The organism is Marinoscillum sp. 108 (genome assembly GCF_902506655.1).
Taxonomy (GTDB): domain Bacteria; phylum Bacteroidota; class Bacteroidia; order Cytophagales; family Cyclobacteriaceae; genus Marinoscillum; species Marinoscillum luteum.
The window spans coordinates 3,665,613-3,691,034 of the sequence record NZ_LR734808.1 but is presented as its reverse complement, the minus strand read 5'-3'; the positions used below and the strand labels follow the sequence as shown (position 1 = coordinate 3,691,034).

The following is a 25,422-nucleotide window of genomic DNA, read 5'->3' as shown; positions in this document are numbered from 1 at the left end:
TTCATTTGTGACCCAAACCAGCCTTTATTAAAATGCCCAACCAGACCATGCGCACATGCATCATCGTAGAAGATGAAATACACCATCAGGATCTTTTGTCCTTTTATCTGAAAAAGACAGGTGGAGTTCAAGTTCTTGGCATGTACACGGACACAGTGAATGCCGCCATCCAGATTGAAAAACAAAAACCTGACTTTATCTTTCTAGATATCAACATTTCCGGGCTGGAAGGGCCCGAGTTTATCGACTTGCTTGAACATCGGCCAAAAATCATCATCGTCTCTGCGCATTCTGAGGATTTCATGGCGGCTCATTACAGTGAGATTCCCTATGCCGCATTTGTGCAAAAACCCATCGATCTGATCAAACTACAAGAGGCCCTGGCCCATATTAATTGATCTGCCTATCCAAAATCTGGTACTCCTGAATATTGTTGATCAGACATTGAGAAAACTTTTTTAGATATTGTTCAACTATGTATTTTTGCCATCCAAAAGATAAAATCCATGGGAAGAGCATTTGAATACCGCAGAGCAGCCAAAGAGGCACGTTGGGACAAGATGTCCAAGATATTTCCGAAACTGGCCAAAGCCATCACTGTAGCGGTGAAAGAAGGTGGGGCCGAACTGGAAACAAACTCCAAGCTGCGTACGGCTATCCAGAATGCCAAGTCGCAAAACATGCCCAAAGACAATATCGAAAATGCCATCAAAAGAGCATTGGGCAATGACGCTGCGGATTACATAGAGGTGACCTATGAAGGAAAAGGTCCACACGGTGTGTTGGTGTTTGTGGAATGTGCCACGGACAATACCACGCGAACGGTAGCCAACGTAAAGTCCTATTTCAACAAAGCTGGCGGAGGCATAGTCCCCAATGGCTCTCTGGAGTTCATGTTCAGTCGCAAGGCGGTATTCGAGTTTGAAAAACCTGAAGGTGTGGAACTGGAAGAACTGGAGTTGGAGTTAATAGATGCAGGCCTTGAAGAGATAGAGACGAATCAGGAAATGGTTTATCTATATGCAGATTACACCAACTTTGGCTCCCTGTCCAAAGCCCTGGAAGATCAGAACATAGAAGTTAAAAAAGCTAGCCTGCAAAGGATTCCGACTAGCCCGGTGGAGTTTACCGATGAGCAGATGGAAGAAATAGAAAAAATGCTGGATAAGATAGAGGATGACGATGACGTGCAGGCCGTCTATACCAACATTGCCTAAGATTTCAATTCAGGTATGACGCCTGTCATACCTGAACCAACCTTCTCCCTGCCTCTTTCACGGCGTAAGACTTGATCTCTTCAAAGGAATGCTCATCCAGGTTAGCCAGAGAGTTTTCCAATTCCTGCGGAACCTCTTTTCCCTCGGAGTCCCACCAGTCATTGGCCACTGTCTTGGCAGCTGACTCATCAATATCAAAAAGATGGAGATGTGAGTCTGATATGACCCAGGCACGATCCTTATCTGCATATTTCTTAAATATCATTCCTCTGATATTAGTGGCAGTTTGATCACCGCTTTTGAAATATGCTTCCGTATAAGTCATGGTGTCGGGCTCCGTCATGATGTTGTCCCAGAATTTTCGGGAGGAGATGATCTGCGCGGTGGACACCAGGTAAGCAGACTCTCTTTCGAGCGGACTACCACTCAGATCACAGGAGGCTTTAAATTTTTTCTTTTTGCTAAACAGGCTGAACATGGCGACTTAATTAGAGTTTTTGACCATTTAGTTTACTCCTCCAGCGCGAAAAGGTTACCAAGATCTGCGGCAATTTGATGGACGGCAACCCCAAATCAGCCAATATTGATTTGTGGATCTACAATTTCATAGTCTTGTGGTGAGAGCATATGTCGGGGAATATTCTTCCTGATGTATTCTCCCAGCTTGTCGATAAACCTTTGCTTGTCGTAGTGCTTGGTCATGATGAGGCTAATCTCCCGGGCCTTTGGTTTACCGCCGATCGGGATCACACGCTCCTCCTGTTCCTCATTCAGGCTCAGCATGCTCAGCTCTGGCAGAATGGTCATCCCACCTTTGGTATCCACTATCCTGATCAGCGCATCGATGGAGTTGCTCCGATAGATGAAATGCTTATGCTGTCTGATTTTATTCAGGTCACAAAAATTATTGATCTGGTCCCGAAAGCAGTTGCCCTCATTCAAAAGCCAGAGTTCGTCATAACTGATATCCTGTAGGTCGAAATGAGTCTTGGTCTCGGGCTGAAAGGACATATACAGAAAGAACTTTTCATAAAACAGAGGCTCAAAAACGATCCCTGCGACACTGATGGGTGTGGAGATCAGACCAACATCCAAACTCCCATCCCGGACCCCGGCCACCACATTTTCCGTGGTGAGCTCATGGATATCGAGGCGAAATTCCGGGTAATCCTTCTGCAGATCGTCGGAAAACAATGGAACCAGAAATGGTGCCAGGGTGGGAATCACCCCTACGCGAATCACGTCGTTGTACTGCTGACTAAGCTCCTGAGAGAAATTAATCAATCGCCGTGCATCCGTCAAAATCTGCTGCGAACGCTCAAGAAATCTCTGCCCATCTCTGGTGATCTCGATAGGTGAGGTATTCCTGTTAAACAGCTTTATTCCGATTTCCTCTTCCAGTTTTTTGATCTGAGAACTAAGTGCGGGCTGTGTGATCCCCAATCGCTCCGAGGCCTTGCTGAAACTGCCAATTCGCCAAAGCGTCAGGGCATAATCTAGTTGGTTCAGTGTCATAACTTAAAATTATGTCAGTAAGATTTCAATAAATACCTCTAATGTATCTTTTTCTAAAAATTCCCAAAGGAAGCGACCAAACGAGTAACCAGACAAGTGAGCCACCTGTAAGAAAACAAAGACAGAAATGGTACATTAATTACTTTTTTCATAAATTCATAGGGATGGTAGCCGGCCTCCTTGATCATTTCATCATATCACCCCTCCAAAAATGAAAGAAATTCAATACCTCAGTATACAAGGGAGTTGCGCTCCGTCTTTCTGGTTTAAGGATCATGATGCACAGAACTTTCGCTCACTGATCGAGTCACTTACGCTCAGTCACTCACTGATCATTTCCTCTATTTATCGGACGGATGTGTTTTTCATGGCTGAAGAAGATCGTCTGGATCTGATCATGCGCACCTGGTCCACTTTCAAGCAGCATACTTTTGATCAACACTTAAAAGGGAAGTTTACTCGGGCCAACAATCGAAAAGAAGCCTTTGAACTCTATTTCGATACATTGTTTCACCTCATCAAGCATCCAAAACACCACGAACGATACAGGCTACGCCTGAATGAAATCCAGCGACTCGAAAGCAACAATCCCATCTTAAGAGCGCTAATGGAATGTGACATGCTTCTCACCGAAAAATACCGCGAACAGCAGGTGAAGTATGTAAGCCTGGCCACTACTGAACAGGTCGGTCAGTATATTCCTTCGTGTGAGAACTTTAGTTTACTGGCCCACGAAAGGCTCAGCAAATTGAATGACAATTAATTCGGGTGGTGCGGCTTCATTCATACTTCGGATGAATGAAATATATTATCTTCATGGGAGTTACTATAAGGAAAGAAGAAACCCATGAAAAAACTGATACTCGCTTTTATCTTTTGCTCTCCAGCTTTATTATTTGCACAAAAAGGAACCATTTTCCCAAACCTGGCTGGTGAAAACCTCATGCATGGAGAAGTGAATTTACCGGAAGATGTGAAAGGAAAGCATACATTGATTGGTCTGGCTTTTTCCAAGAAATCTGAAAAATTCCTCAACTCATGGTTTACCCCCGTCTATGACCAGTTGATCAAAGAACCTGAGGCAGGTCTGTTTGCATTCAGTTACGACGTGAACGTCTATTTCGTGCCCATGCTCACAGGAGCCAAGCGACCAGCGTATCAGCAGGTGATGAAAAACGTGGAAAAGGATGTGGATCCACGCCTGCACCCAAATGTTCTTTTTTACCAGGGCACGCTGAAAGAATACAAAGATGCCCTCAATATCACCGACAAAGACTTACCTTATTTTTACCTGCTCGATAAAGAGGGCAAAATTATATATGCCACCTCAGGCTTATATAGCCGTGCCAAATTGCAGAAAATAGTTGATGAGTTGCCCTTTGAGTAACTAGCTTAGCGGCATGGAGCAAGGACCTATTGGCATTTTTGATTCGGGATATGGCGGACTCACGGTTCTGCGGGAGATTGTGAAAGTGTTGCCTGATCATGACTTTTTGTACCTGGGTGATAATGCCCGTACCCCATACGGCAACCGATCCTTTAAAACCATCTATGAGTATACGTTGGAGAGTGTCAAGTATCTACTGAATGAAGGTTGTCCACTGATCATTCTGGCCTGCAATACCGCTTCAGCGAAAGCTTTGAGAACCATACAACAGCGAGATCTCCCGGGCCTGGCACCCGACAGACGAGTGCTGGGGGTGATCAGGCCAACGGCCGAGGTGATCGGGCAATACAGCCAGACAGGGCATGTGGGTGTACTTGGCACCAGCGGTACGGTAAATTCTGAGTCCTACTTACTGGAAATCAAAAAGCAATCACCGGAGCTCAAAGTATTCCAACAAGCCTGCCCCATGTGGGTGCCACTGGTGGAAAACGGAGAGCACGACTCTGAGGGGGCGGACTACTTTGTGGAAAAGTATCTCCGGGAGCTTTTCAGCCAATCGGAAAAAATAGACACGCTCCTCCTTGCCTGTACACATTATCCCCTGCTGATCAAAAAGATCATGACCCGGATTCCGGCTGGCATCACCGTACTGAATCAGGGCGAAATTGTCGCCCCCAGCCTTGAAGATTATTTGAATCGTCATCCGGAAATTTCTGATTTTTGCCTCAAAAACCATCAACTTCGATTTTTGACTACTGACGAAACTGAAAACTTCAATAAAAAAGCAAAGACCTTTTTTGGGCAGTCGATTTTAAGTGAATTTGTGCATCTTTAAGAGACAAAACCTGACACATGGCTTTCAACGAAGAGACGGCTCAGCGAATCCGTATGGCAATGGATTTGATTCACTCCTTTCAGTATACTGAAAAGAAAATGTTCGGTGGACTTTCTTTTCTCTATGAGGGAAAAATGACTGTGGGAGTGGTGAAAGACGACCTGGCGGTGAGGGTAGTTGCGGATAAAATGGAAAAAGTACTTACCGAACCACATGTACGCCCCATGGATTTCACCAAAAGTGCCATGAAGGAATTTGTCTATGTAAGTGCAGATGGATTTGATACAGAAGAGCAATTGATGAGGTGGATAAATCTCGGAATAGAGCACGCTAAAAGTAAGATTGGATAAGAATGAATTTGGAGATTGGTAAATTAGGACATACTGAAAAGGCACCCATGGATTTGCTGTTCAAAGCAGACCCTTCGATAGAGATGATCGAAAAGTACCTATACTCAGGGGAGTGCTATCTGGCCAAGATGAACGATGAGGTGGTGGGTGTATTTGTGCTCATGCCTAACAACCCCCAGGAAATGGAGCTCAAGAATATCTCCATTGTCGATCAATATCAGGGTCAGGGCATTGGCAAAGAAATCATCAAATATGTAATGCGCATCTCCAAAATGGAGGGCTACGAATACCTGGTTGTGAAAACCGCTGACACGAGTGCGGATACCATCAAGTACTACGAGAAGATGAAATTTGAGCACTATTTTGTTGCCAAAGGTCACTTCCTCAAATACTATAACCAACCCATCATCGAAAACGGCAACCAGGCCATTGATCAGGTGGCCATGAGAAGAAAATTGTAAAAAAAGAGGCCGCTCAATGCATTGAGCGGCCTCTTTCTTTGTCAACTTGTCATTGAAGACCTCATCCCTCGATCCAACTTTGTACTTCTTCTTTGGTAGGATTCTGCACATCGTTCAGCTTTAGTTTTTTTCGAGTGCCACACACATCATTGTGCAATTTGTTTACATCGCTGTGTTTGATCTGTTCAATGGTATTGAGCGCCAGTTTTCGAATGATCGGCAAGAGATCAGCTCTGATTCCAAGCGCCATTAGCTCAGCATCCGTCACGATTTTAGCCTTTTTCTCAGCTTTCATCTGAGGGAAGAAAAGCACATCCTGAATGGAGTTGGAGTTGGTCATAATCATGGTCAGTCGATCAATACCCAGGCCTACACCTGCAGTAGGTGGCATCCCAAACTCCAGTGCTCTGAGAAAGTCCTCATCCAGCGCCATCGCCTCGTCATCACCACGCTTAGCCAGCTCCATCTGATCCTCAAATCGCTTGCGCTGATCGATTGGATCATTGAGCTCTGAGTAGGCATTCATGATTTCCTTACCATTGCATATGGCCTCAAACCTTTCCACCAGACCAGGCTTGGATCGGTGCTTCTTGGTCAATGGTGACATCTCTTCCGGGTAGTCCGTTATGAAGGTTGGCTGAATCAGCTGCCCTTCGCACTTCTCCCCAAAAATCTCATCTATGAGCTTCCCTTTGCCCATGCTATCGTCTACAGATACATGCAGTTTCTTAGCCGTTTCTCTCAGCTCAGCCTCCTCCATGGCGGAAATGTCTATGCCTGTAAAGTGTTCTATGGCTTCAAACATGGTGAAGCGCTTCCATGGGCGCTGAAAATTAATTTCATGTGGCCCCACCTGTACTTTAGTATCTCCGTGCAGGTTGATGGCGATTTGCTCCACGAGCGCCTCCATCAGGTCCATCATCCAGTTGTAATCCTTGTAGGCCACATAGAGCTCCACTTGTGTAAATTCAGGATTGTGAAAGCGCGACATCCCTTCATTCCTGAAATCTTTGGCAAACTCATAGACCCCATCAAATCCACCTACAATCAGCCGCTTGAGGTAAAGCTCATTGGCTATTCGCAGGTACAACTTCATGTCCAGCGTATTGTGATGGGTCTCGAAAGGACGCGCCGCAGCACCTCCATGAATCGGCTGAAGGATGGGTGTTTCCACCTCCAGATATCCTTTGTCATTCAGAAAATCCCGGATGGTGTTCACCAGCTGGGTACGTTTCTTAAAGGTCTCCTTGATGTGTGGATTAACGATCAGATCGAGATAACGCTGCCTGTAGCGCTGCTCCGGATCGGTAAAGGCATCATAGGTTTTCTTATTCCCTTCTTCATCCTCCACCTCTTTGACGATGGGGAGCGGTCGCAGAGATTTACTCAGCACCTTCAGACTCGTCACATGAATGGAAATCTCTCCCACCTGAGTGGTAAAAACATAACCGGTGATCCCGATGATGTCGCCTATGTCCAGACGCTTTTTGAATACTTCATTGTAGAGGCTCTTATCCTCTCCCGGGCAGATGTCGTCACGACGAAGATAAATCTGAATCCTGCCAGAGCTATCCTGTATTTCCGCGAAGGAAGCCGATCCCATGATCCGGCGACTCATTAGTCTTCCGGCGATAGAGATGTTCTTATAGTCCGTTTTATTGCGTTCGTAGTTTTCGTGAATGTCTTTGCTGCTTACGTTCACCTCAAAAAGGTCCGCAGGATAGGGATCTATCCCCATTTTCATCAAAGCCTCTCGCTCGTTTCTTCGCTGGATTTCTTGTTCGCTTAGCATTTTTTATGATTTACTTCGTCTTCTTTTCAATTCCTTTCTGATCAGGCTATACTCCCGGCCGCTCTGACCAGCTATAGAGGTGTTCTCATCGGCCCTTCTGAATAAATAGGGCAACACTTTTTCTACCGGGCCATACGGCACATACTTGGCCACATTGTAGCCCAGACTAGCCAGTTTGAAGGAAATATTATCGCTCATTCCCAGAAGCTGTGCAAAATACACCCGGTCATCAGATTTCTTTATGCTGTGGGTGTCCATGAGGTTCACCAGTAGCTGACAGGATTCTTCATTATGGGTACCAGCACAGAGTGCAAACTTGTCGATATGCTCAATGGCAAACTGCAGTGCCTGGTTATAATCGTAATCTGTTTCCTTCTTGTTGGTTTGAATCGGATCCGGGTAACCTTTCTCCTCGGCTCTATCCCTCTCCTTTTCCATGTAGGCACCTCGCACCAGCTTGGCCGCAAAGTAGCAACCCGCTTTGGTCACTTCTTCAAAACCGGCCTTCATGTTGGCCAGCGCTTCATGCCTGTACAACTGATAAGTATTGTACACATAAGGCTTTTCCTTATTGTATTTCAGCATGAGGTCATAGGTAATGCGGTCGATTACATCCTGTATCCAGGACTCCTCCGCATCAATCATAAATTTCATATCATTCTGCACAGCCCTTCCCACGATGGTGTCTATTCGTTCGAGTACTCTGTCGAAGCGCTTCTCCTCCTGAGGGGTGAGTTGTTCTCCCTTTTGCTTCCTTTCCATCAATCTGGTAGAAGCTATCCCCGTCATTTTGAGTACACAAAAGGGTATGCTTACATGCTGTTTGGCATATTCAGAAACACGCAACGCCTCCTCCACAGCTTCGTCGTAGCCATCCTCAGAGGCTTCACCCTCTACTGAATAATCCAGGATCGTCTTCACATTGGACTGGGCCAATAAAATCATTCGAGGCTCGCTCCCTTCTATCGATTCTCCGCCACAAAACTGATCAAAAAGAGTATTCCTGATCAAGCCTTTTACAGGCAGACGCATCTTGAGAGCTGCGCTTGTCACAGAGGTACCCAACTTCACTACCCAGGGGTAATTCATGGTAGAGAACACAAAATGAGACTTCCGGAGCCTGGCGGTACTCTTGTGCGCAAATGCAGTTGCCGTATCTTCGAAGTTGATTTTTGAATTTTCTGACATACTTTTGAAAACTGACGGCAAAGATAGTAAGCCCTCAATCATTTTTGCACCTTCATTACAACTGTTACTCTTTATAATCAAGTACTTTGAAAATACCAGCCTACATCACGCTCACCGACGACCCTGCGAATAAGCTTCAATCGCTTTTGGAAACCTTTAAACCGGACAAAATCGCTTATCTGGTGGATGAAAACACCAGGGAACATTGCCTCCCCTTGTTGAGAGTGGGTGGGGATGCTGAAATCATCCAAATCCATAGTGGCGAGATCTTCAAAAACCTCAATAGCTGTGAACTCATCTGGGCGGCACTCACCACGAGCGGCTTTAGCCGAAAATCTATGCTGGTCAATGTGGGTGGAGGAGTAATTGGCGATATGGGCGGATTCGCTGCATCTACTTATAAGCGGGGAATTCGGTTTATCAACATCCCCACTACACTGCTGGCCGCTGTTGATGCCAATATCGGTGGGAAATTGGGAATCGATTTTCGGGGTTTCAAAAATCACATTGGTGTCTTTAATGACCCGGATGCGGTAGTCATCTCCGATTTATTTCTAAAAACACTGCCCGAGCGAGAGCTCCGATCCGGCTTTGCAGAGGTGATCAAGCATGGACTCATCTACGACAAGGATTATTTCCACCAAATCAGCCAATCCAGTTTCCCCAATCTTAACTGGACTGAGGTGATTAAGCGGTCGGTGGAAATCAAAAGTGAGGTGGTAGCTCAAGATCCCCGTGAGGCCGGGCTCAGGAAAATCCTAAACTTTGGCCACACCCTGGGGCACGGTATTGAAACATGGTATCTCAACTCCAGACAGTCACTACTGCATGGGGAAGCCATTTCTATTGGGATGATTCTGGAGGGCTTTCTGGCCAATAAACTGGAGAAGCTGAGTATCTCTGATCTGAATGAGGTGTCTAACTATCTCATTTCGGTTTTCGGGAAATTTGATTTACCTCCTATCCATGAGATTATGCCGCTGATGCTACAGGACAAAAAAAATGTAGGCAATGAAATTAGTTTCTCATTGCTGGATGGGGTGGGTAAGTGCTCTTTTGATGAGTTAATTGACCTGAAGTGGATCGATGAATCGTTCCAATATTATCAAAACCTCAAATAAATAGATTTTCCTTTTCCTCAATCCCGTTTTGCGTACTAGTTTTGGTGGTCTTTGCTTTGTTTTTCATTACTTTCTTTGGAGTAGCAACTAAAAGCGTCAATGAACCTACTAAAACTGTAGCGATAAGGGTTCCTATGGTTTTTGATAAAGACATAATTAATCATTAAGACAATTGTATAACGTAAACAGTTGTAATGCTGTTATACCTTACTTTAAATATATATTCTGCTTGAAATATCTCGTTAAGAAATTCGACCAACACCTCCACGGAACCGTGCAATTAACCTCTTCAAAGAGTGAAAGTAATCGGGCACTCCTCATCAATGCATTGAGCGGTAATCAGCTTCAGCTTCACAACCTGTCTGCAGCACGCGACACTCAGACCATGGAGCGTCTTTTGAAGGAATCAGGTGAGGTATGGGATGTATTGGATGCCGGCACCACCATGAGATTTTGCACTGCATTTTTAGCCATCAAGGGCTCCGGACAAACCATCACTGGCACTCCCAGAATGTGCCAGAGACCTATCGGAGTTTTAGTGGGTGCCTTAAGAAAGCTGGGAGCAACGATAGAATATCTTGGGGAAGATGGCTATCCGCCATTGAAAATCTCAGGAATAAAAGACCAACAAACCAGCCTGATAGAAATACCAGGCAACATCAGCAGCCAGTTTATCAGCGCCCTGCTCATGATCGGGCCAAGCCTACCCGACGGACTTACCCTACGACTCACCACCGAAGTATTCAGTAAGCCCTACATAGAAATGACCCTGGATCTGATGAGGCGATTTGGAGTAGAGTCACTGTGGGAAGGCAACGAAATCAAAATAGCCCCTCAGGCCTACTCATCAGGTGCCTACACCATAGAGAGTGATTGGTCAGGAGCGAGCTATTGGTACTCCCTGGCTGCGCTTGGGATGAATTCTGAACTTACACTTCTGGGTCTTCGATCGGAAAGTCTGCAGGGAGATCAGGAGATAGCCACCATCATGGAAAAACTGGGGATCAAAACCACATATGATAACAAAGGCGCTACCCTGACACAAACGGGTGAGGTCGCAGGAGAAATCGAAATAAACTTCAAAACCTGTCCCGATCTGGCCCAAACAGTGATGGTGACCGCTGCAGCGAAGGGAGTTACCCTGAAGATGACCGGACTGGAAAGTCTTCGCATCAAAGAAACGGACAGAATAGCGGCTATGCAAAATGAACTCCGAAAGCTTGGAGCGAGCCTGATCGAGGAAGGGAGTACATGGACGATGATCCCGGGAACCTTACCAGTGACCGTGGAGACGATCGACACTTATGATGATCACCGCATGGCCATGGCTTTTGCCCCGTATTGTGCCATCAACGATATCACCATAGATGACCCCTCCGTAGTTCAGAAATCTTACCCTGATTTTTGGAAGGACTTTCAGAGTGTGGGAGTAGTGATAGAACAAATCTGACTTTTTTAGGTCATTTGAAAATCTGCCGACAATTGAGCCTGCGTAAGTAGATCAGACAACTTTTTGATCTACACAATGGTTATCTTGTCTCAGCAGATGAAAACCAGTACGGCCATATTACTCTTTACCCGAAGGGAAAAAGATGAAATCCGATCCAAATCGCTTCATCCCACCCCAAAGGTCATTAGGTATTTTCAGAACCGAACGAGAAACCTGATTTCCAAAACCAACCTGCCGGTATTTGAGAAAGTGGATATGGAGCCAACCCAAGGCCCCATAGAAGTCCGTTTTTTTCTAGCTATAAAAGAAGTATTCGATCAGGGTTTTGAAAACGTCATTGTGGTGGGCAACGATTGCCCCCAGTTGAAATCAGCTGATCTGATCCTTGCCAATGAGCTATTGCTCTCCCGCGACCTGGTCATCGGTCCTGATAGCCATGGCGGCGCCTACCTTATCGGTATCTCCAAAAAGATATTTCACAAGGATTGGCTGGTCAATCTGCCCTGGCACACCAACCGCTTCTGCGAGGTGCTTTCCTCCGTTTCGGAAAACGCCGCCCACCTGGAGCCGCTTTCAGACATTAACCGTCCGGAGGATTTTGTTGAGGTACTCAAAACCAAAATACGACGATCCATCCTGCTGCCTTTATTGCACTTGTTAGGTCAAATCTTTCTGCCAGCAGTCTGGTCATTTTCATGCAAGCCACGCCTCCTGGTCGCAAATCTCCCCTTACGAGCTCCCCCTTCCCACTAAGTTCCTTCATTGTCCTTCTATTTATTTATCACCGAGCCAGCAGGCTCACAATCCTCTATTTAACAGATGAAAGAGACTTATTATAACCGCGAAGACCTTGGGAAATTTGGCAACATCACAGAATTTCAACAGGAATTAGGAGATAAATTTTTCGACTATTATGGAAGCGTTTTCGCCCCGGGAGCTTTGACTGCCAGAGAAAAATCACTGATCGCACTGGCCGTAGCCCACGCCATCCAGTGCCCCTATTGTATTGACGCCTATACGTCCGACACCCTAAAAAAAGGGGTGGACGAAGAGCAAATGATGGAAGCCATACATGTAGCTGCTGCCATACGTGGTGGAGCCTCGCTGGTGCATGGTGTGCAAATGATGAATCAGGTGAAAGACAAAATGATGTAAGATCACTCCTCCGTTTTGAAAACCCATTAATCTGATAATCATGAATTTAGCAACACTCAAGCGACAAAACCATAACCTTGCTAACACCAATCGGCAGATTGAAATTCTGGACGATCATGAAGCGATAGGCATTCCCAGCTTTCAGGAAAAGCTGCAAAACATTGACCTGTTTCCACTCAAGTCTACGGGAATAGAAATATTTCAAATCAACGTAGGGAAGATGTGCAACCAGGTGTGCAAACACTGCCATGTAGATGCCGGGCCTGACCGGCAGGAGATCATGACCAAAGAGACCATGCAGCAAATCCTGGATGCCCTCAGGGGCACAGAGGTGAAAACGGTAGACCTGACCGGTGGTGCTCCTGAGATGAACCCTGACTTCCGGTGGTTTGTGGAGGAAATAACGGCCATGGGAAAATCCGTGATTGTGCGATGCAACCTGACCATCATTCTCGCTAATCCTAAGTATCACGACCTGCCAGATTTTTTCAAAAAACACAAAGTAAACGTGGTTTCCTCACTCCCCTACTTTGCCGCCAAACGCACCAATGCACAGCGCGGAGAGGGAGTATTTGAAAAGTCCATCAAGGCACTGCAGATGCTCAATGAGGTGGGCTACGGAATGCCTGGTTCCAACCTCAAACTGGTTCTGGTGTACAACCCATCCGGGGCTTTTCTACCTGGAGACCAGGCCGAGCTTGAGCAGCAGTTCAAACAAAAACTTTTAGAGTTATACGAAGTTCAGTTCAACGAGCTTTTCGCCATCACCAACTTGCCCATCAGTCGTTTTTTGGACTACCTGATCACTTCTGAAAACTACGAGGACTATATGCACGAGCTCGTCAATGCCTTTAATCCGGCAGCTGCGAGTGGCGTGATGTGCAGAAACACACTCAGCATCAGCTGGGATGGATACCTCTACGATTGTGACTTTAATCAGATGCTGGACCTGAAGCTCGAAGACGTGCCTGTTCACATTTCAGATTTTGATTTGATCTCCACCAACGAGCGCACCATACGCATCAGCCAGCATTGCTTTGGCTGCACAGCCGGAGCAGGCTCCAGCTGTGGGGGAGTCACTACGTAAAACCTAAAAACACCATTAATGTAAATCTCAAAATGGAATACTTAGAAGTAACCAAAGACATCTACAAACAAGCGGCCATCACCCCTGATGTAGGACTGTGCTGTACGACCACCCCTATTGGGGCATTTCCGGGGCTGGAAATCCCAAAAATCATGCAGCAGATGAACTATGGATGTGGGAGCACAGTACACCCCCGCGACCTCATCAATGATCCGAGAATCCTCTACGTTGGTGTAGGCGGAGGCATGGAGCTGTTGCAGTTCGCCTACTTTAGCCGTCAGAGAGGTGGTGTCATAGGTGTGGACATTGTGGATGAAATGCTGGAAGCCAGCAGAAAAAACTTCAAAATAGCCGAGCAGGAAAATCCTTGGTTTCAGGAAAACTTTGTGGACTTACGCAAGGGTGATGCGCTTAATCTGCCAGTAGAAGACTCCACGATTGATGTGGCTGCTCAAAACTGCCTCTTCAATATTTTTCATGAAGAAGATCTTAAGAAAGCACTGGAGGAAATGTATCGGGTACTGAAGCCTCATGGGCGATTGGTGCTTTCTGATCCGGTCAGCGAATCATCCATGCCTGAGGCATTGAAAAATGATCCCAAACTGAGAGGACTCTGTCTGAGTGGGGCGCTACCCCTAAAAGATTATATCAAGCTAATTACCGATGCTGGTTTTGGAACGATCGAGATTCGCGCCAAGCGCCCGTATCGAATCCTTGACTCCAAGAATTACGATACCTCGGAGACTATCTTCATCGAAAGTGTGGAGGTTTGCGCCATCAAAGACCCTATGCCTGCGGATGGACCGTGCGTTTTTACTGGCAAAACGGCTATCTATTTTGGAGACCAGGAATACTTTGATGACCACAATGGTCACGTGATGACTCCCAACCAGCCGCTGGCGGTATGTGACAAAACAGCCCAAAATTTGGCCGCATTGAAGCGGGATGACATTTACCTCTCCGAAAGCACCTATCACTACGATGGAGGGGGATGTTGCTAAAAGATCAATGATAGAAGCGGATTAACCTCCGCTTTTTTTACTTTTACTACCTAAACACCCCCAAAAATCTTGCATTTACTGAAATCCATATCGCGATACACCCTACTCGCTCTCATCCTATCAGCTTGTGTGCCTTCCGTCTCCTATTACAACTGGGTGGCTCCTGATCATGACTTCAAAAAATTTGATAAGATTGCCGTTTTTGGGCTAACCCGAGACCTCCAGGATGCCAGCGATTTTGAAGTGGGAATGGTAGGTCAGCTCAGAAAAGACGGATACCTCTCCATTCCAGGCATGACCGTAATTCCTCCTGAATGGGTAAAGGACCTGGATGTAAAGAGCATTCGCAAACATCTCATATCCAAGGGTGTGGATGCTGTGATCTCTCTTGCCGTGGTAGATGTGAGCACCAGAGCTATTTTCGTGTCAGGGTCCAATTACATTATTCCGGCAGACAGAAGCCGCTTTGGGAACACCTACATCAGTACCTACAAGGAAATCTATCAGCCAGGTTATTACACCCAATCCAGCACCTTCATCTACGAAGCACATGCCTACGACCTCACCTCAGAGGATGTGAACAATAACCTCATCTGGACTTATCAATACAAATATGACGCAGCAACCCCGGGTGTTCCTCAGCTCAGTCCGTTTGCACGTACGCTCATGGATGCATTGAAAAGGGACAGAATCTTATAAGTTCCAAATCCCCCTTTAGCTTAATCATTTTATATTCGCTTCATGAAAAAAGCACTCTTCCTTATTCTCTTCCTACCTCTAGGTGTTTTTGGTCAGGACCATACGGCCATGATCAAAAAAATATACGACCATCAGCTTTCTGAAAGCCCCGTATATGAAAACCTAAGGGCACTTTGTAAAGAGATTGGGCCAAGGCTGTCAGGCTCACCCCAGGCAGCAGCCGCAGTGGAATACACCCGCCAGTTGATGGTAGACTATGGCTTTGATACGGTGTATTTACAGCCTGTGATGGTTCCGAAATGGGTGCGGGGAAGCACAGAAATCGCCAGAATCACCAATTCTGACAAGGTCGGTACACGAGAATTAAGAACCGTGGCACTGGGTAACTCAGTAGGCACCGGTCCCGCGGGCGTTTTGGCTGAGGTAGTAGAGGTAAAGAGCATCGAGGAAGTCAATGCTCTAGGCAAAGCGGTGGCAGGTAAGATAGTTTTCTATAATGGCGAGATGGACCCTACCCTCGTCAACACCTTTCAGGCCTACGGTAGTGCAGTGGTACAGCGGGCCTATGGTGCGTCTGAAGCCGGGAAGTTTGGTGCAAAGGCAGTGATTGTAAGATCCATGACCAATCGTAGAGACGACATTCCCCACACTGGCTCACTGGTGTACAGACCACTCATGCCGCAAATACCAGCATTGGCCATCAGCACCAACGATGCAGATTTGCTCAGCGATTTACTGCAAGATCAGAAAGATTTGAAAATATATGTGGAAACCCACTGTGAATTGCAGGAAGATGTGCTCTCATACAATGTGATTGGTGAAATCAAAGGCGCTGAATTCCCTGATGAAATCATTGTGGTAGGCGGCCATCTGGACTCCTGGGATGTGGGAGAAGGAGCCCATGACGATGGCGGAGGATGTATGATGTCTATAGAAGTAGGTCGCACTTTTCTTGCTTTAGGCATCCGACCAAAACACACCATCAGGATCGTGATGTTTATGAATGAAGAAAATGGACTAAGGGGTGGAAAAGAATATGCTAGGGTGGCCAAAGAAAAAGGAGAGAAACACATTGCCGGTCTGGAATCGGATTCGGGAGCTTTTGGTCCTATGGGCTTTTCCTCCATGGGAGAAGAGACGTCAAGAGATAAAATCAAGAGCTGGAAACCCTATTTCCTACCCTATTTTGTCTGGAATTTTGATAAAGTGGGAAGTGGTGCAGACATCAGCCCCCTTGAGGATCAGGGAGTGTTTTTGATGGAGATGGAGCCCAATCCTCAAAAATACTTCAACTATCATCACACAGAAGCGGATGTATTTGAGGCGGTGGACAAACGAGAGCTCGAACTTGGTGCTGGCACCATGACCGCCATGACCTACCTGATCGATCAGGAAGGGTTAAAATAAATTTCCCTGTGCCTGCTCTCCCAACTCAGGGAGCGGGAGATCTGTTCCAAATTCTTTATTGAATTGCTCAAGAAAATAGGCCGACAGGAATGGGGAAGCCTTTTCAAGGTTTTGGTGAACAAAAAAGTAGAGCTTCTCCAGTCCCTGCGCTTTCCAGATTTTGATGCGGGCTATCCAATCGTCTAATCGCTGATAGTCACTCTCGTGATTAGCGCCTACATACCGCACGAAGGCCACCGGTGAGGTCAGGCGCATGTGCAGCAGATCTCTTCTCCCAGCCGTGTCCGTGACAATATTGGACACTTCATATTTTTCAAAGAGATCATAAATCCACTCACTGGCCTCTTCATCATTGAACCAATCCGTGTTCCTGAGCTCCACTGCCAGCGGAATATCCCATGACCATACGTCCATAAACTCGCTGATCCGATCTTTATTTTTAGGGGAAAAATTATCATGCACCTGTAAAAAGGCCATCCCCAGGTGCGGACCAAATGTGGAAATATTTTGACAGAAATCATTCACATAAACGCCCACGGCGTTCAGTCGCTTGATGTGACTGATGTAGCGAGATACCTTAGGGAAAAACTTAAAGCCATCCGGAACTTTTTCATTCCACTTCTCGATCTGCTCGGGGCCATAGTTATTGTAGAAAGTGGCATTGAGTTCTACTGAGTTAAACTGCTGGGCATAGTAAGCCAATTCATCCTTTACTCCTTTTGGATAAAATTTCTTCAGGTCTCCTTTGTTCCACTTGGCACAACCCACATAAATTTCGGACAGTCCGGCACCCCCCTTACTAGTCAGCACCCGCTCCGTGCCAGGATGGTCAGCAGGCAAGGTAAAATCTACAAGAGCGGGGTTGTCTACGCTTCCAAATTTCATGGTCTTCAGGGTTTGTTTTTCTAAATTTAGTGGGTATCAAAAATAATTCACATGATTTCGGCGCTTTTCCTCGACCTGGACGATCTTCATTGAATCTCCCCGATAGTCCTTTTCATCCCTCAGAACACCAGGTAGAGCAACATCATCACAATAAGCAGAATAGCTACCCATTTGTATGCAGGACTGAAATCAGCAAACTCATACCCACAAATGGGGCATTCCTTGCTTTTAGCAGGCACTTCCATAGCGCAGGAAGGGCATTCTTTCTTTTTCATTTACTTCAGCTTTCTATACTTGATCCTTTTTGGTGCCTGATCCCCTAGCCTTTTCTTTCTATTCTCCTCGTAATCGGTGAAGTTGCCTTCAAACCAGTACACCTGAGAATCGCCTTCATAAGCCAGTATATGCGTGCATATTCTATCCAGAAACCACCTATCGTGGGAGATGACTACCGCACATCCCGCAAAGTTTTCCAAAGCTTCTTCCAGGGCACGGAGCGTATTCACATCCAGATCGTTGGTAGGCTCATCCAGTAAGACAAGGTTGGCACCCTGCTTCAGTGTGATGGCCAGGTGCGCTCTATTACGCTCCCCTCCTGACAATACGCCCACCTTTTTGGTCTGGTCTGAACCTGAAAAGTTAAATCGGCTGACGTAAGCCCTGGCATTCATTTCCTTTTCTCCAAGATGAATGATCTCATTGCCACCGGAGATAGCCTGAAACACCGTATCATCCGGTTTAAGGTCATTGTGCTCCTGATCTACATAAGCCATCTTCACGGTCGTTCCTACTTCGAATGTGCCAGCATCGGGTTGCTCCCTGCCAGTGATCAGGTTGAACAGGGTGGTCTTACCGGCTCCATTGGGGCCTACTACCCCCACAATGCCACCTTGAGGCAGGCTGAAAGTCAGGTTATCGAATAAAAGCTTGTCTCCATACGACTTGGACACTCCATTTGCTTCAATCACTTTAGCACCCAATCGGGGGCCTGGTGGGATGTAAAGTTCCAACTGAGATTCCTTCTGTGCGCCCTCTTCGCCCAGGAGTTTGTCGTATGCTGACAGTCTGGCTTTGGCTTTGGCTTGCCGTCCTTTTGGGGTCATTCGAACCCATTCCAGTTCGCGCTCAAGGGTTTTTTGTCGCTTAGATTCTGATTTCTCTTCCTGAGCCAGACGCTTTTGCTTCTGATCCAGCCAGCTGCTGTAGTTTCCTTTCCATGGAATTCCTTCCCCTCTGTCCAGTTCCAAAATCCACCCAGCCACGTTGTCCAGAAAATACCTGTCGTGAGTGACGGCAATCACTGTGCCCTTATACTGCTGAAGGTGTTGCTCCAGCCAGTGCACTGACTCAGCATCGAGGTGGTTGGTAGGCTCATCCAGCAGCAGCACATCAGGCTCCTGAAGTAGCAGCCGGCAAAGGGCTACCCGACGTTTCTCTCCACCAGACAGATTCTTAATAATGGCATCTTCAGGTGGCGTTCGTAGCGCATCCATGGCCCGCTCCAGTTTGCTGTCCAGCTCCCAGGCGCCCATCTGATCCAGCTTATCCTGCACCTCACCCTGCTTTTCGATCAGCTTATTCATCTTATCAGGGTTATCCAATATTTCAGGATCACCAAATTTCATATTGATCTCATCATAGGCCTTCAAAAGCTCAGTGACCTCTGTGACCGCCTCGCTGATCACTTCTTTCACTGTTTTGTCCGGATCCAGTTTGGGCTCCTGCTCCAGCAAACCCACGCTAAATCCCGGCGAAAACACTACTTCACCCTGATAATCCTGGTCTACTCCGGCAATGATTCGCAATAAGGAAGATTTTCCTGATCCATTTAATCCCAACACTCCTATCTTCGCACCGTAGAAAAAGGATAGATAGATATTTTTCAGTACCTGTTTCTTTGGAGGGTAAATCTTGTTTACCCCCGCCATTGAAAAGATTATTTTTTCGTCTGACATTTTTGCTTAATTTGAAAAGAAGTTGAAGTTACTGTTTTTATCTGTCCAGATTAGATTACAGTATAACAGTTTTAAGTCGTGAGTGCAAAGGAAATACCTTTCGGGAAAATATTAGAAAATAAAATCATTCTCAATGGCTGGGGAGCTTACCCTGACCGTGAAATCGGTGTGGTGAGAGAAGATGAGGAAACTTCAGTAAAGTATTTCGAAGAGCGCTTCACTGAGCTGGAAGCTAAAATTACTGCCCTGGAAACAGAGATTGAAAGTTCTGAGAATAAGGGCTCATTTCTCATGAAGCTGATCCACCTCAAGGAACTTCTGGGGACACATGATGGTCTGGGTAATTACCAGTCACTTTTGGACCGACTCACTGCACAGGAGGCCTATCTGGAAGAGACCATAGAGAAAAACAGAGTACGCAATACCCAGATCAAGCAGGCCCTGATAGAGGAGCTCCGCGTCTCGGTGGAGAAAATAAACTGGAAGGAAGCCACACAGGAAATACATGACATAAAAGCCCGGTGGATCAAAACCGGAAATCCAAAAGAAGAGCTTCAGGAAGAACTGGACACCGCCTTCTGGGGACTGATTGATCAGTTTTTTGATAAGAAAAAGGAGTTTTACGAGGACAAAAAAAGACTCGGGGAGAAGCGCAAGCGCGACTATCAAAATGTAATCGCCAAAGCCGACCAGCTAGAGAACCTCCATGGCAAAGAGCGATTCGATTTCATTCAGACCCTGAAAGATGAATGGCGAGAGATTGGCAACATCCAAAAAGAAGATTATTCTCCCTTGCTCCGGGCGTTTAACAATAAATTAAAACCAGGACCAAGGCCCAGCCAGTCGCAGAGTTTTGACATCCACGAGCTGAACAAAACGCTCCAGCGCTTCACCAATGGTGAACAACCCTATGGCTTCAAACAGTTGGAGGAGCTTAAAACTCAACTCAAATCTTACCGGCCCAGTGATCCCGAAGGAAAAAACCTGAGAAGAAATGCCTTCCAAAGCATTCAGCTTTTACTGGAACGTGACTTCATCGACAAACTGGCCCACAAGCGTTTTAAAAACTTCAAAGAACTGGAAAAAGCGAAAAAGCGTCAGATAAGAATTGGTATTTTGGAGGAACTGATCAACCGTGATAAAGCGGATCTGGACAAATATCAGGAGAATTCGGCCAACTTTTCCTCTTCTTTTGGTGGGACAATGGACCTGATCGAAAAGAAACTATCGCAACAAAAAGGGAAAATTCAAGTAAAAGAAACCTTACTCCAGTTGCTTAAAAGGGAGGATTAAAAGTTTTTTTGATAAATGAAACAAAAAAATTAGTTTACGCATTAAGGGTTAGATAAAGTAGAAACTTAAATTAAAATTTGTTTTTACGATAGAAAACCTATTTTTGCACGAAATTTTTAAAGGCATAAGAATATGTATTGGACATTAGAATTAGCTTCATATCTTGAAGACGCACCATGGCCAGCCAGTAAGGACGAATTGATAGATTTTTCTATTCGATCAGGAGCTCCGCTAGAGGTTGTAGAGAACCTTCAGGAACTTGAAGACGATGGACAGCCTTACGAAAACATTGAGGAGATTTGGCCTGACTACCCCACCAAAGAAGACTTTTTCTTCAATGAAGATGAGTATTAAGGGTTAAGCATCCATCTAAAAACGTTTGAAAGCCTTGCGATCGCTAATCGGGAGGCTTTTCTATTTTTTTCGCTGGTTCATAATCGCCTCCGCCAAAATCAAATCTTCCGGCGTAGTGATTTTGAGGTTGGTATACTCCCCTGTGACCGCTGACACGAGCATCCCGGCATGTTCATACACTGAGGCATCATCTGTAAAAGTCTCCAGCTCCGCTTGCTCGAAAGCCTTTTTGATCTGAGCTACCTGAAAGGTCTGTGGGGTCTGTACTGTAAAAAAGGCAGTCCGATCCTCAGCTGCCGTCTTACCTTCTACTTTACGCCTGATCGAATCCTTCAAAGGCACCATCACCACGCCTGAACCCTTTTGCGCTGCAGAAAGAAATGACTCTGCGATCACCTGAGGGGAGATCAGTGGCCTAACGGCATCATGTATGGCTACCAGCCCTTCGTTGATCACCCTTAGTCCTGACTTGACACTTTGAAACCTTGTGGCTCCACCCGCTTCCAGGTGGATAGTGGTATTGGGAAAAAATCGCTCAGCCAGTGCTCTCCAGGTGCTGAAATGAGCGCTGGGAAGTACCAGCACCACCGAAATGGACTGATCATAAGCTAAAAAAGCCTCAATGGTATGAACCACTATAGGCTTTTCTAGAATTTCTATAAACTGCTTGGGCAGTGACTGCTGCATGCGCGTGCCACTACCACCAGCTACTATGATTACACTCTTTTGCATTTTAGAGGATCAACATCGCATCACCATAGGTGAAGAAACGATACTTTTCCTTCATGGCTACTTTGTAAGCCTCCATTATCAGATCATACCCACCAAAGGCTGCTGCCATCATCAGTAGGGTGGATTCCGGTAAATGAAAGTTGGTCACCAAAGCGTTACAAATCTTAAACTCGTATTGTGGGAAGATAAACTTATCAGTCCATCCCTCATTGGCCTTCAACCGACCATTGGCCGAAACAGAAGATTCCAAAGTACGCATCACCGTGGTACCAATAGCTAACACACGTTTTTTCTCATCCAGAGCGCGGTTCACACGCTCGGCAGTTGGCTCGGGCACAAAATAATTCTCTGAATCCATCTTATGCTTGGTAAGGTCTTCCACATCCACTGGACGGAAAGTACCTAGCCCAACGTGGAGTGTCACGGGGTTAATATCCACCCCTTTGATTTCCAAGCGCTTAAGCACCTGCTGGGTAAAGTGAAGACCTGCGGTAGGTGCCGCTACGGCGCCCACATTTTTAGCATAAATGGTCTGGAAACGCTCGCGATCCTCAGGCACAGTCGATCTTTTGATACTCTTTGGAAGTGGAGTTTCACCCAAACGATCGATCATTCTGTAAAACTCATCTTCCTCGCCATCGAACAGGAATCTGATGGTACGACCTCTGGATGTGGTATTGTCGATGACCTCTGCCACCAACTCTCCTTCTCCAAAGTATAGCTTGTTTCCCACACGGATCTTTCTGGCCGGATCTACCAGCACATCCCACAATTTCATTTCCTTATTGAGCTCTCTGAGAAGAAAAACTTCAATTTTAGCACCCGTCTTTTCTTTATTGCCGTATAATCTGGCTGGGAATACTTTAGTGTCATTGATCACTACCATATCCCCTTCGTCAAAATAATCTACTATATCTTTAAACGTCTTATGCTCGATTTCACCAGTATCCCTGTGTATCACCATCAATCGGGACTCGTCGCGATTTTCAGTAGGGTGAAGGGCAATATGGCTGGAAGGTAGATCAAATTTGAACGCTGATAATTTCATATTGAAAGCTTGGATTGACCAAAAGTCGTGAATTAAATAAGTGCGCAAAATTAGCAAATAGTTTTGTTTATTTAGCATAAAATCGATATAACCTTGTATCTGAAACCCATAATAAAGCACCGTGCTCATCGTCAGACTCATACTTGAAAGTTTTCGTTTTGCCTGGAATGCGCTGAGGATGAATATCCTGCGCACCACCCTGTCTCTGCTGGGTGTCACCATCGGCATTTTTGCCATCATCGCAGTATTCACCCTGGTGGATTCTCTGGAGCGTAGCATCAAAGACAGTTTGAATTTTCTGGGCACCAATAACATCAATGTGGAGAAATGGCCCTATGGATTTGGTGGTGGGCCCTACCCCTGGTGGAAATACATGCAGCGCCCCTATCCTACTTATGATGAATACAAATTTCTGAGGGACAATGTGAAAAACGCTCAGGGCATGTCCATTTTCACTGTCAGGGGTGGAGTGACGGCCAAATACGAAAGTAGTAGCAGTGTGGACCTGGACCTACTGGGCGTGGTACACGGACACAAAGACGTCTATGAAATTCCGATAGAAAAAGGCAGGTATTTTACACCTCAGGAAGCGGAAGCAGGAAGAAATGTGGTCATCCTGGGATTCAGGTCCGTCAAAGAACTTTTTCCTAATCAAAGCCCAATTGGGAAATCCATTAAAATAAAGGGGCTCAAATATCACGTGATCGGAGTAATCAAGGAAGAAGGTGATGGCTTCCTGGGTGCCCCGTCCAATGATGAAAATATTTACATGCCCTACCGGTCATTCCTCAAGATCTATTATTCAGGCCAGCGATCAGGGGTAGAGTCTCACATTACAGTGAAAGGACTGGACAAGGACATTGGGCTGGTGGAGCTGGAGGCAGAGCTGCGGGGCCTCATGCGCAAAAAGCGCTCACTCAAGCCGAAAGAAGAAGATACCTTCGCACTGAACAGACCGGAGGCCATTGCCAATTTCATTGGATCTACTTTTGATGTCATCGGGCTGGCAGGCTGGGTCATTGGTGGTTTTTCCATCCTTGTGGGTGGCTTTGGAATTGCCAACATCATGTTTGTATCCGTCAGAGAGCGAACTCACATTATTGGCATTCAGAAATCCCTGGGCGCCAAAAATTATTTCATCCTGTTCCAGTTCCTCTTCGAATCAGTCTTCTTAAGTGTGATTGGTGGTGGGGTAGGCATATTGCTGGTCTGGCTCCTTTCGTTTGTGAGTCTGGGATCTCTGGATCTGGTACTGAGTCTTTCGAATATTGTGCTCGGACTTGGGGTGTCTGCCATTATAGGCATGGCCTCTGGCATCATCCCTGCCGCCATGGCAGCCAGGCTTGATCCGGTGATTGCCATCAGGTCTCAATAACAAAAAAAATCCCGCCAAGGCGGGATTTCGTTTTTTTTTCATGAAGCTACGGGAACATCAGACCTTACTCAGCATCAGCTGGCTCCTTGATGACGCTTCCCTGAATCTTTTCCTTTATTTTCAGCTCGATATCTTCCATCAATTCCGGATTGTCTTCGATCAGGAGTTTGACAGCATCACGTCCCTGGCCAAGCTTGTTGTCATTGTAGGAGAACCATGAACCTGCCTTTTTGATCACATCCAGCTCCACACCAATATCAATCAGCTCGCCTGACTTGCTGATGCCTTTGCCATACATGATATCAAACTCCACCACTTTGAATGGAGGTGCCACTTTGTTTTTCACCACCTTAACCCTTGTGCGGTTACCCAGCACATTGTCCGCACTTTCCTTGATCTGGCCAATTCTCCTGATATCTAAACGAACAGAAGCGTAAAACTTCAAAGCATTACCACCAGTGGTAGTCTCCGGGTTTCCGAACATCACACCGATTTTCTCACGCAGCTGGTTGATAAAAATACAGGCACAGCCCGTTTTGTTAATAGCCCCAGTTAGTTTTCTCAGTGCCTGAGACATCAGCCTGGCTTGTAGGCCCATTTTACTGTCACCCATTTCACCCTCCAGCTCACTACGGGGCACCAGGGCTGCCACAGAATCTATCACAATAATATCAATAGCTCCTGAACGAATAAGGTGCTCGGCAATTTCAAGTGCCTGTTCACCATTATCCGGCTGTGAAATCAAAAGATTCTCGGTATCAATACCAAGCTTTTCAGCATAGGTCTTATCAAACGCATGCTCCGCATCGATAATAGCTGCAAGTCCACCCTTCTTTTGAGCTTCAGCTATGCAGTGCATAGCCAGAGTAGTCTTACCTGAAGACTCAGGGCCATATATTTCGATCACCCTACCCTTTGGGATACCTCCAACACCCAATGCCATGTCCAGCCCCAATGATCCTGTAGAAATCGTAGGGACATCCAGTACCTTATTGTCAGACAATTTCATGATGGTACCTTTGCCATAAGCCTTCTCTAACTTATCTATGGTCAGTTGAAGTGCTTTGAGTTTTTCTGTATTATCAGACATGCTTATACTTAGTGAAGTTTATTTA

The 25,422-nt window shown here is 46.1% G+C and carries 29 protein-coding genes; 18 read left to right on the top strand and 11 right to left on the bottom strand.

Going from position 1 to position 25,422, the window contains the following annotated elements; all coding sequences use genetic code 11:
• The first annotated feature begins 47 nt into the window (after positions 1 to 47).
• Together GV030_RS15060 and GV030_RS15055 are read left to right on the top strand one after the other, a co-directional pair.
• The gene (locus tag GV030_RS15060; RefSeq protein ID WP_159583460.1) at positions 48 to 398 is read left to right on the top strand and encodes a LytTR family DNA-binding domain-containing protein; all 351 of its coding nucleotides are present in this window, start codon (positions 48 to 50) and stop codon (positions 396 to 398) included.
• 108 nt (positions 399 to 506) lie between these two features.
• Positions 507 to 1,217: a YebC/PmpR family DNA-binding transcriptional regulator gene (locus GV030_RS15055; protein ID WP_159583458.1), complete on the top strand. Its 711-nt coding sequence runs from the start codon at positions 507 to 509 to the stop codon at positions 1,215 to 1,217.
• Between the two features lie 25 nt (positions 1,218 to 1,242).
• Here the strand turns inward: GV030_RS15055 and GV030_RS15050 are convergent, their stop codons facing one another.
• Together GV030_RS15050 and GV030_RS15045 are read right to left on the bottom strand one after the other, a co-directional pair.
• A complete protein-coding gene (locus GV030_RS15050) occupies positions 1,243 to 1,695 on the bottom strand; it encodes a hypothetical protein (RefSeq protein WP_159583456.1) in 453 nt (150 codons plus the stop codon).
• A gap of 95 nt (positions 1,696 to 1,790) precedes the next feature.
• Positions 1,791 to 2,732, bottom strand: a complete 942-nt coding sequence (locus tag GV030_RS15045) for a hydrogen peroxide-inducible genes activator (RefSeq protein WP_159583454.1) — start codon at positions 2,730 to 2,732, stop codon at positions 1,791 to 1,793.
• 211 nt (positions 2,733 to 2,943) lie between these two features.
• Here GV030_RS15045 and GV030_RS15040 point away from each other — a divergent pair, with 211 nt between their 5' ends.
• The 5 genes from GV030_RS15040 to GV030_RS15020 all read left to right on the top strand — a co-directional run bounded on the left by GV030_RS15040 (position 2,944) and on the right by GV030_RS15020 (position 5,765).
• Complete coding sequence (locus GV030_RS15040; RefSeq protein WP_159583452.1) at positions 2,944 to 3,495, top strand: hypothetical protein; 552 nt, start codon at positions 2,944 to 2,946, stop codon at positions 3,493 to 3,495.
• 84 nt (positions 3,496 to 3,579) lie between these two features.
• Positions 3,580 to 4,119 (top strand): hypothetical protein, encoded by a 540-nt coding sequence (locus GV030_RS15035; RefSeq protein WP_159583450.1) that lies wholly within the window; start codon positions 3,580 to 3,582, stop codon positions 4,117 to 4,119.
• 13 nt (positions 4,120 to 4,132) lie between these two features.
• Positions 4,133 to 4,954, top strand: a complete 822-nt coding sequence (gene murI, locus GV030_RS15030; protein ID WP_159583448.1) for a glutamate racemase — start codon at positions 4,133 to 4,135, stop codon at positions 4,952 to 4,954.
• Between the two features lie 17 nt (positions 4,955 to 4,971).
• Positions 4,972 to 5,304 (top strand): TfoX/Sxy family protein, encoded by a 333-nt coding sequence (locus GV030_RS15025; protein WP_159583446.1) that lies wholly within the window; start codon positions 4,972 to 4,974, stop codon positions 5,302 to 5,304.
• A 2-nt stretch (positions 5,305 to 5,306) separates the two neighbouring features.
• The gene (locus GV030_RS15020) at positions 5,307 to 5,765 is read left to right on the top strand and encodes a GNAT family N-acetyltransferase (RefSeq protein ID WP_159583444.1); all 459 of its coding nucleotides are present in this window, start codon (positions 5,307 to 5,309) and stop codon (positions 5,763 to 5,765) included.
• Positions 5,766 to 5,826: 61 nt separating this feature from the next.
• Here GV030_RS15020 and lysS read toward each other — a convergent pair whose 3' ends face one another.
• A complete protein-coding gene (lysS, locus tag GV030_RS15015) occupies positions 5,827 to 7,557 on the bottom strand; it encodes a lysine--tRNA ligase (protein ID WP_159583442.1) in 1,731 nt (576 codons plus the stop codon).
• Positions 7,558 to 7,560: 3 nt separating this feature from the next.
• Positions 7,561 to 8,745, bottom strand: coding sequence for a proline dehydrogenase family protein (locus GV030_RS15010; protein WP_159583440.1), 1,185 nt, complete (start codon positions 8,743 to 8,745; stop codon positions 7,561 to 7,563).
• A gap of 86 nt (positions 8,746 to 8,831) precedes the next feature.
• Between GV030_RS15010 and aroB the strand changes: the two genes are divergently transcribed.
• On the top strand, positions 8,832 to 9,866 hold the full coding sequence (gene aroB / locus GV030_RS15005) for a 3-dehydroquinate synthase (protein ID WP_255465452.1): 1,035 nt from the start codon (positions 8,832 to 8,834) through the stop codon (positions 9,864 to 9,866).
• On the opposite strand, the gene GV030_RS15000 is transcribed toward aroB, so the two are convergent.
• Complete coding sequence (locus tag GV030_RS15000) at positions 9,859 to 10,020, bottom strand: hypothetical protein (protein WP_159583438.1); 162 nt, start codon at positions 10,018 to 10,020, stop codon at positions 9,859 to 9,861. The two genes, aroB and GV030_RS15000, sit on opposite strands and share 8 nt — an antisense overlap.
• Positions 10,021 to 10,095: 75 nt before the next feature.
• Here GV030_RS15000 and GV030_RS14995 point away from each other — a divergent pair, with 75 nt between their 5' ends.
• From GV030_RS14995 to GV030_RS14965, 7 genes are all read left to right on the top strand, one after another.
• Positions 10,096 to 11,316 carry a 3-phosphoshikimate 1-carboxyvinyltransferase gene (locus GV030_RS14995; RefSeq protein ID WP_159583436.1) on the top strand — a complete coding sequence of 407 codons (1,221 nt, stop codon included), beginning with the start codon at positions 10,096 to 10,098 and terminating at the stop codon, positions 11,314 to 11,316.
• Positions 11,317 to 11,412: 96 nt separating this feature from the next.
• Positions 11,413 to 12,069: a DUF2064 domain-containing protein gene (locus tag GV030_RS14990; protein ID WP_159583434.1), complete on the top strand. Its 657-nt coding sequence runs from the start codon at positions 11,413 to 11,415 to the stop codon at positions 12,067 to 12,069.
• 66 nt (positions 12,070 to 12,135) lie between these two features.
• Positions 12,136 to 12,471: an arsenosugar biosynthesis-associated peroxidase-like protein gene (locus tag GV030_RS14985; protein ID WP_159583432.1), complete on the top strand. Its 336-nt coding sequence runs from the start codon at positions 12,136 to 12,138 to the stop codon at positions 12,469 to 12,471.
• A 40-nt stretch (positions 12,472 to 12,511) separates the two neighbouring features.
• Positions 12,512 to 13,558 (top strand): arsenosugar biosynthesis radical SAM (seleno)protein ArsS, encoded by a 1,047-nt coding sequence (gene arsS / locus GV030_RS14980; protein ID WP_159583430.1) that lies wholly within the window; start codon positions 12,512 to 12,514, stop codon positions 13,556 to 13,558.
• Positions 13,559 to 13,590: 32 nt separating this feature from the next.
• Positions 13,591 to 14,559 (top strand): arsenosugar biosynthesis arsenite methyltransferase ArsM, encoded by a 969-nt coding sequence (arsM, locus tag GV030_RS14975; protein WP_159583428.1) that lies wholly within the window; start codon positions 13,591 to 13,593, stop codon positions 14,557 to 14,559.
• A gap of 69 nt (positions 14,560 to 14,628) precedes the next feature.
• Positions 14,629 to 15,258: a hypothetical protein gene (locus GV030_RS14970; RefSeq protein ID WP_159583426.1), complete on the top strand. Its 630-nt coding sequence runs from the start codon at positions 14,629 to 14,631 to the stop codon at positions 15,256 to 15,258.
• A 42-nt stretch (positions 15,259 to 15,300) separates the two neighbouring features.
• Complete coding sequence (locus GV030_RS14965; protein WP_159583424.1) at positions 15,301 to 16,665, top strand: M28 family peptidase; 1,365 nt, start codon at positions 15,301 to 15,303, stop codon at positions 16,663 to 16,665.
• On the opposite strand, the gene GV030_RS14960 is transcribed toward GV030_RS14965, so the two are convergent.
• From GV030_RS14960 to ettA, 3 genes are all read right to left on the bottom strand, one after another.
• Positions 16,657 to 17,550 (bottom strand): DUF72 domain-containing protein, encoded by an 894-nt coding sequence (locus GV030_RS14960; protein ID WP_159583422.1) that lies wholly within the window; start codon positions 17,548 to 17,550, stop codon positions 16,657 to 16,659. The two genes, GV030_RS14965 and GV030_RS14960, sit on opposite strands and share 9 nt — an antisense overlap.
• Positions 17,551 to 17,669: 119 nt before the next feature.
• The gene (locus GV030_RS14955) at positions 17,670 to 17,825 is read right to left on the bottom strand and encodes a zinc ribbon domain-containing protein (protein ID WP_159583420.1); all 156 of its coding nucleotides are present in this window, start codon (positions 17,823 to 17,825) and stop codon (positions 17,670 to 17,672) included.
• Positions 17,826 to 19,505, bottom strand: a complete 1,680-nt coding sequence (gene ettA, locus GV030_RS14950; protein ID WP_159583418.1) for an energy-dependent translational throttle protein EttA — start codon at positions 19,503 to 19,505, stop codon at positions 17,826 to 17,828. It lies immediately after the preceding gene.
• 78 nt (positions 19,506 to 19,583) lie between these two features.
• Here ettA and GV030_RS14945 point away from each other — a divergent pair, with 78 nt between their 5' ends.
• Complete coding sequence (locus GV030_RS14945; protein ID WP_159583416.1) at positions 19,584 to 20,798, top strand: DUF349 domain-containing protein; 1,215 nt, start codon at positions 19,584 to 19,586, stop codon at positions 20,796 to 20,798.
• Positions 20,799 to 20,930: 132 nt separating this feature from the next.
• Positions 20,931 to 21,152 carry a DUF2795 domain-containing protein gene (locus tag GV030_RS14940; RefSeq protein ID WP_159583414.1) on the top strand — a complete coding sequence of 74 codons (222 nt, stop codon included), beginning with the start codon at positions 20,931 to 20,933 and terminating at the stop codon, positions 21,150 to 21,152.
• A 60-nt stretch (positions 21,153 to 21,212) separates the two neighbouring features.
• Here GV030_RS14940 and GV030_RS14935 read toward each other — a convergent pair whose 3' ends face one another.
• Both GV030_RS14935 and queA read right to left on the bottom strand, forming a co-directional pair.
• Positions 21,213 to 21,884 carry a 2-C-methyl-D-erythritol 4-phosphate cytidylyltransferase gene (locus tag GV030_RS14935; RefSeq protein ID WP_159583412.1) on the bottom strand — a complete coding sequence of 224 codons (672 nt, stop codon included), beginning with the start codon at positions 21,882 to 21,884 and terminating at the stop codon, positions 21,213 to 21,215.
• 1 nt (position 21,885) lies between these two features.
• On the bottom strand, positions 21,886 to 22,932 hold the full coding sequence (queA, locus tag GV030_RS14930; protein WP_159583410.1) for a tRNA preQ1(34) S-adenosylmethionine ribosyltransferase-isomerase QueA: 1,047 nt from the start codon (positions 22,930 to 22,932) through the stop codon (positions 21,886 to 21,888).
• A gap of 121 nt (positions 22,933 to 23,053) precedes the next feature.
• On the opposite strand from queA, the gene GV030_RS14925 reads away from it, so the two are divergent.
• The gene (locus GV030_RS14925; protein ID WP_159583408.1) at positions 23,054 to 24,307 is read left to right on the top strand and encodes an ABC transporter permease; all 1,254 of its coding nucleotides are present in this window, start codon (positions 23,054 to 23,056) and stop codon (positions 24,305 to 24,307) included.
• Positions 24,308 to 24,371: 64 nt separating this feature from the next.
• On the opposite strand, the gene recA is transcribed toward GV030_RS14925, so the two are convergent.
• Positions 24,372 to 25,397, bottom strand: a complete 1,026-nt coding sequence (recA, locus tag GV030_RS14920; RefSeq protein WP_159583406.1) for a recombinase RecA — start codon at positions 25,395 to 25,397, stop codon at positions 24,372 to 24,374.
• Positions 25,398 to 25,422 lie beyond the last annotated feature (25 nt).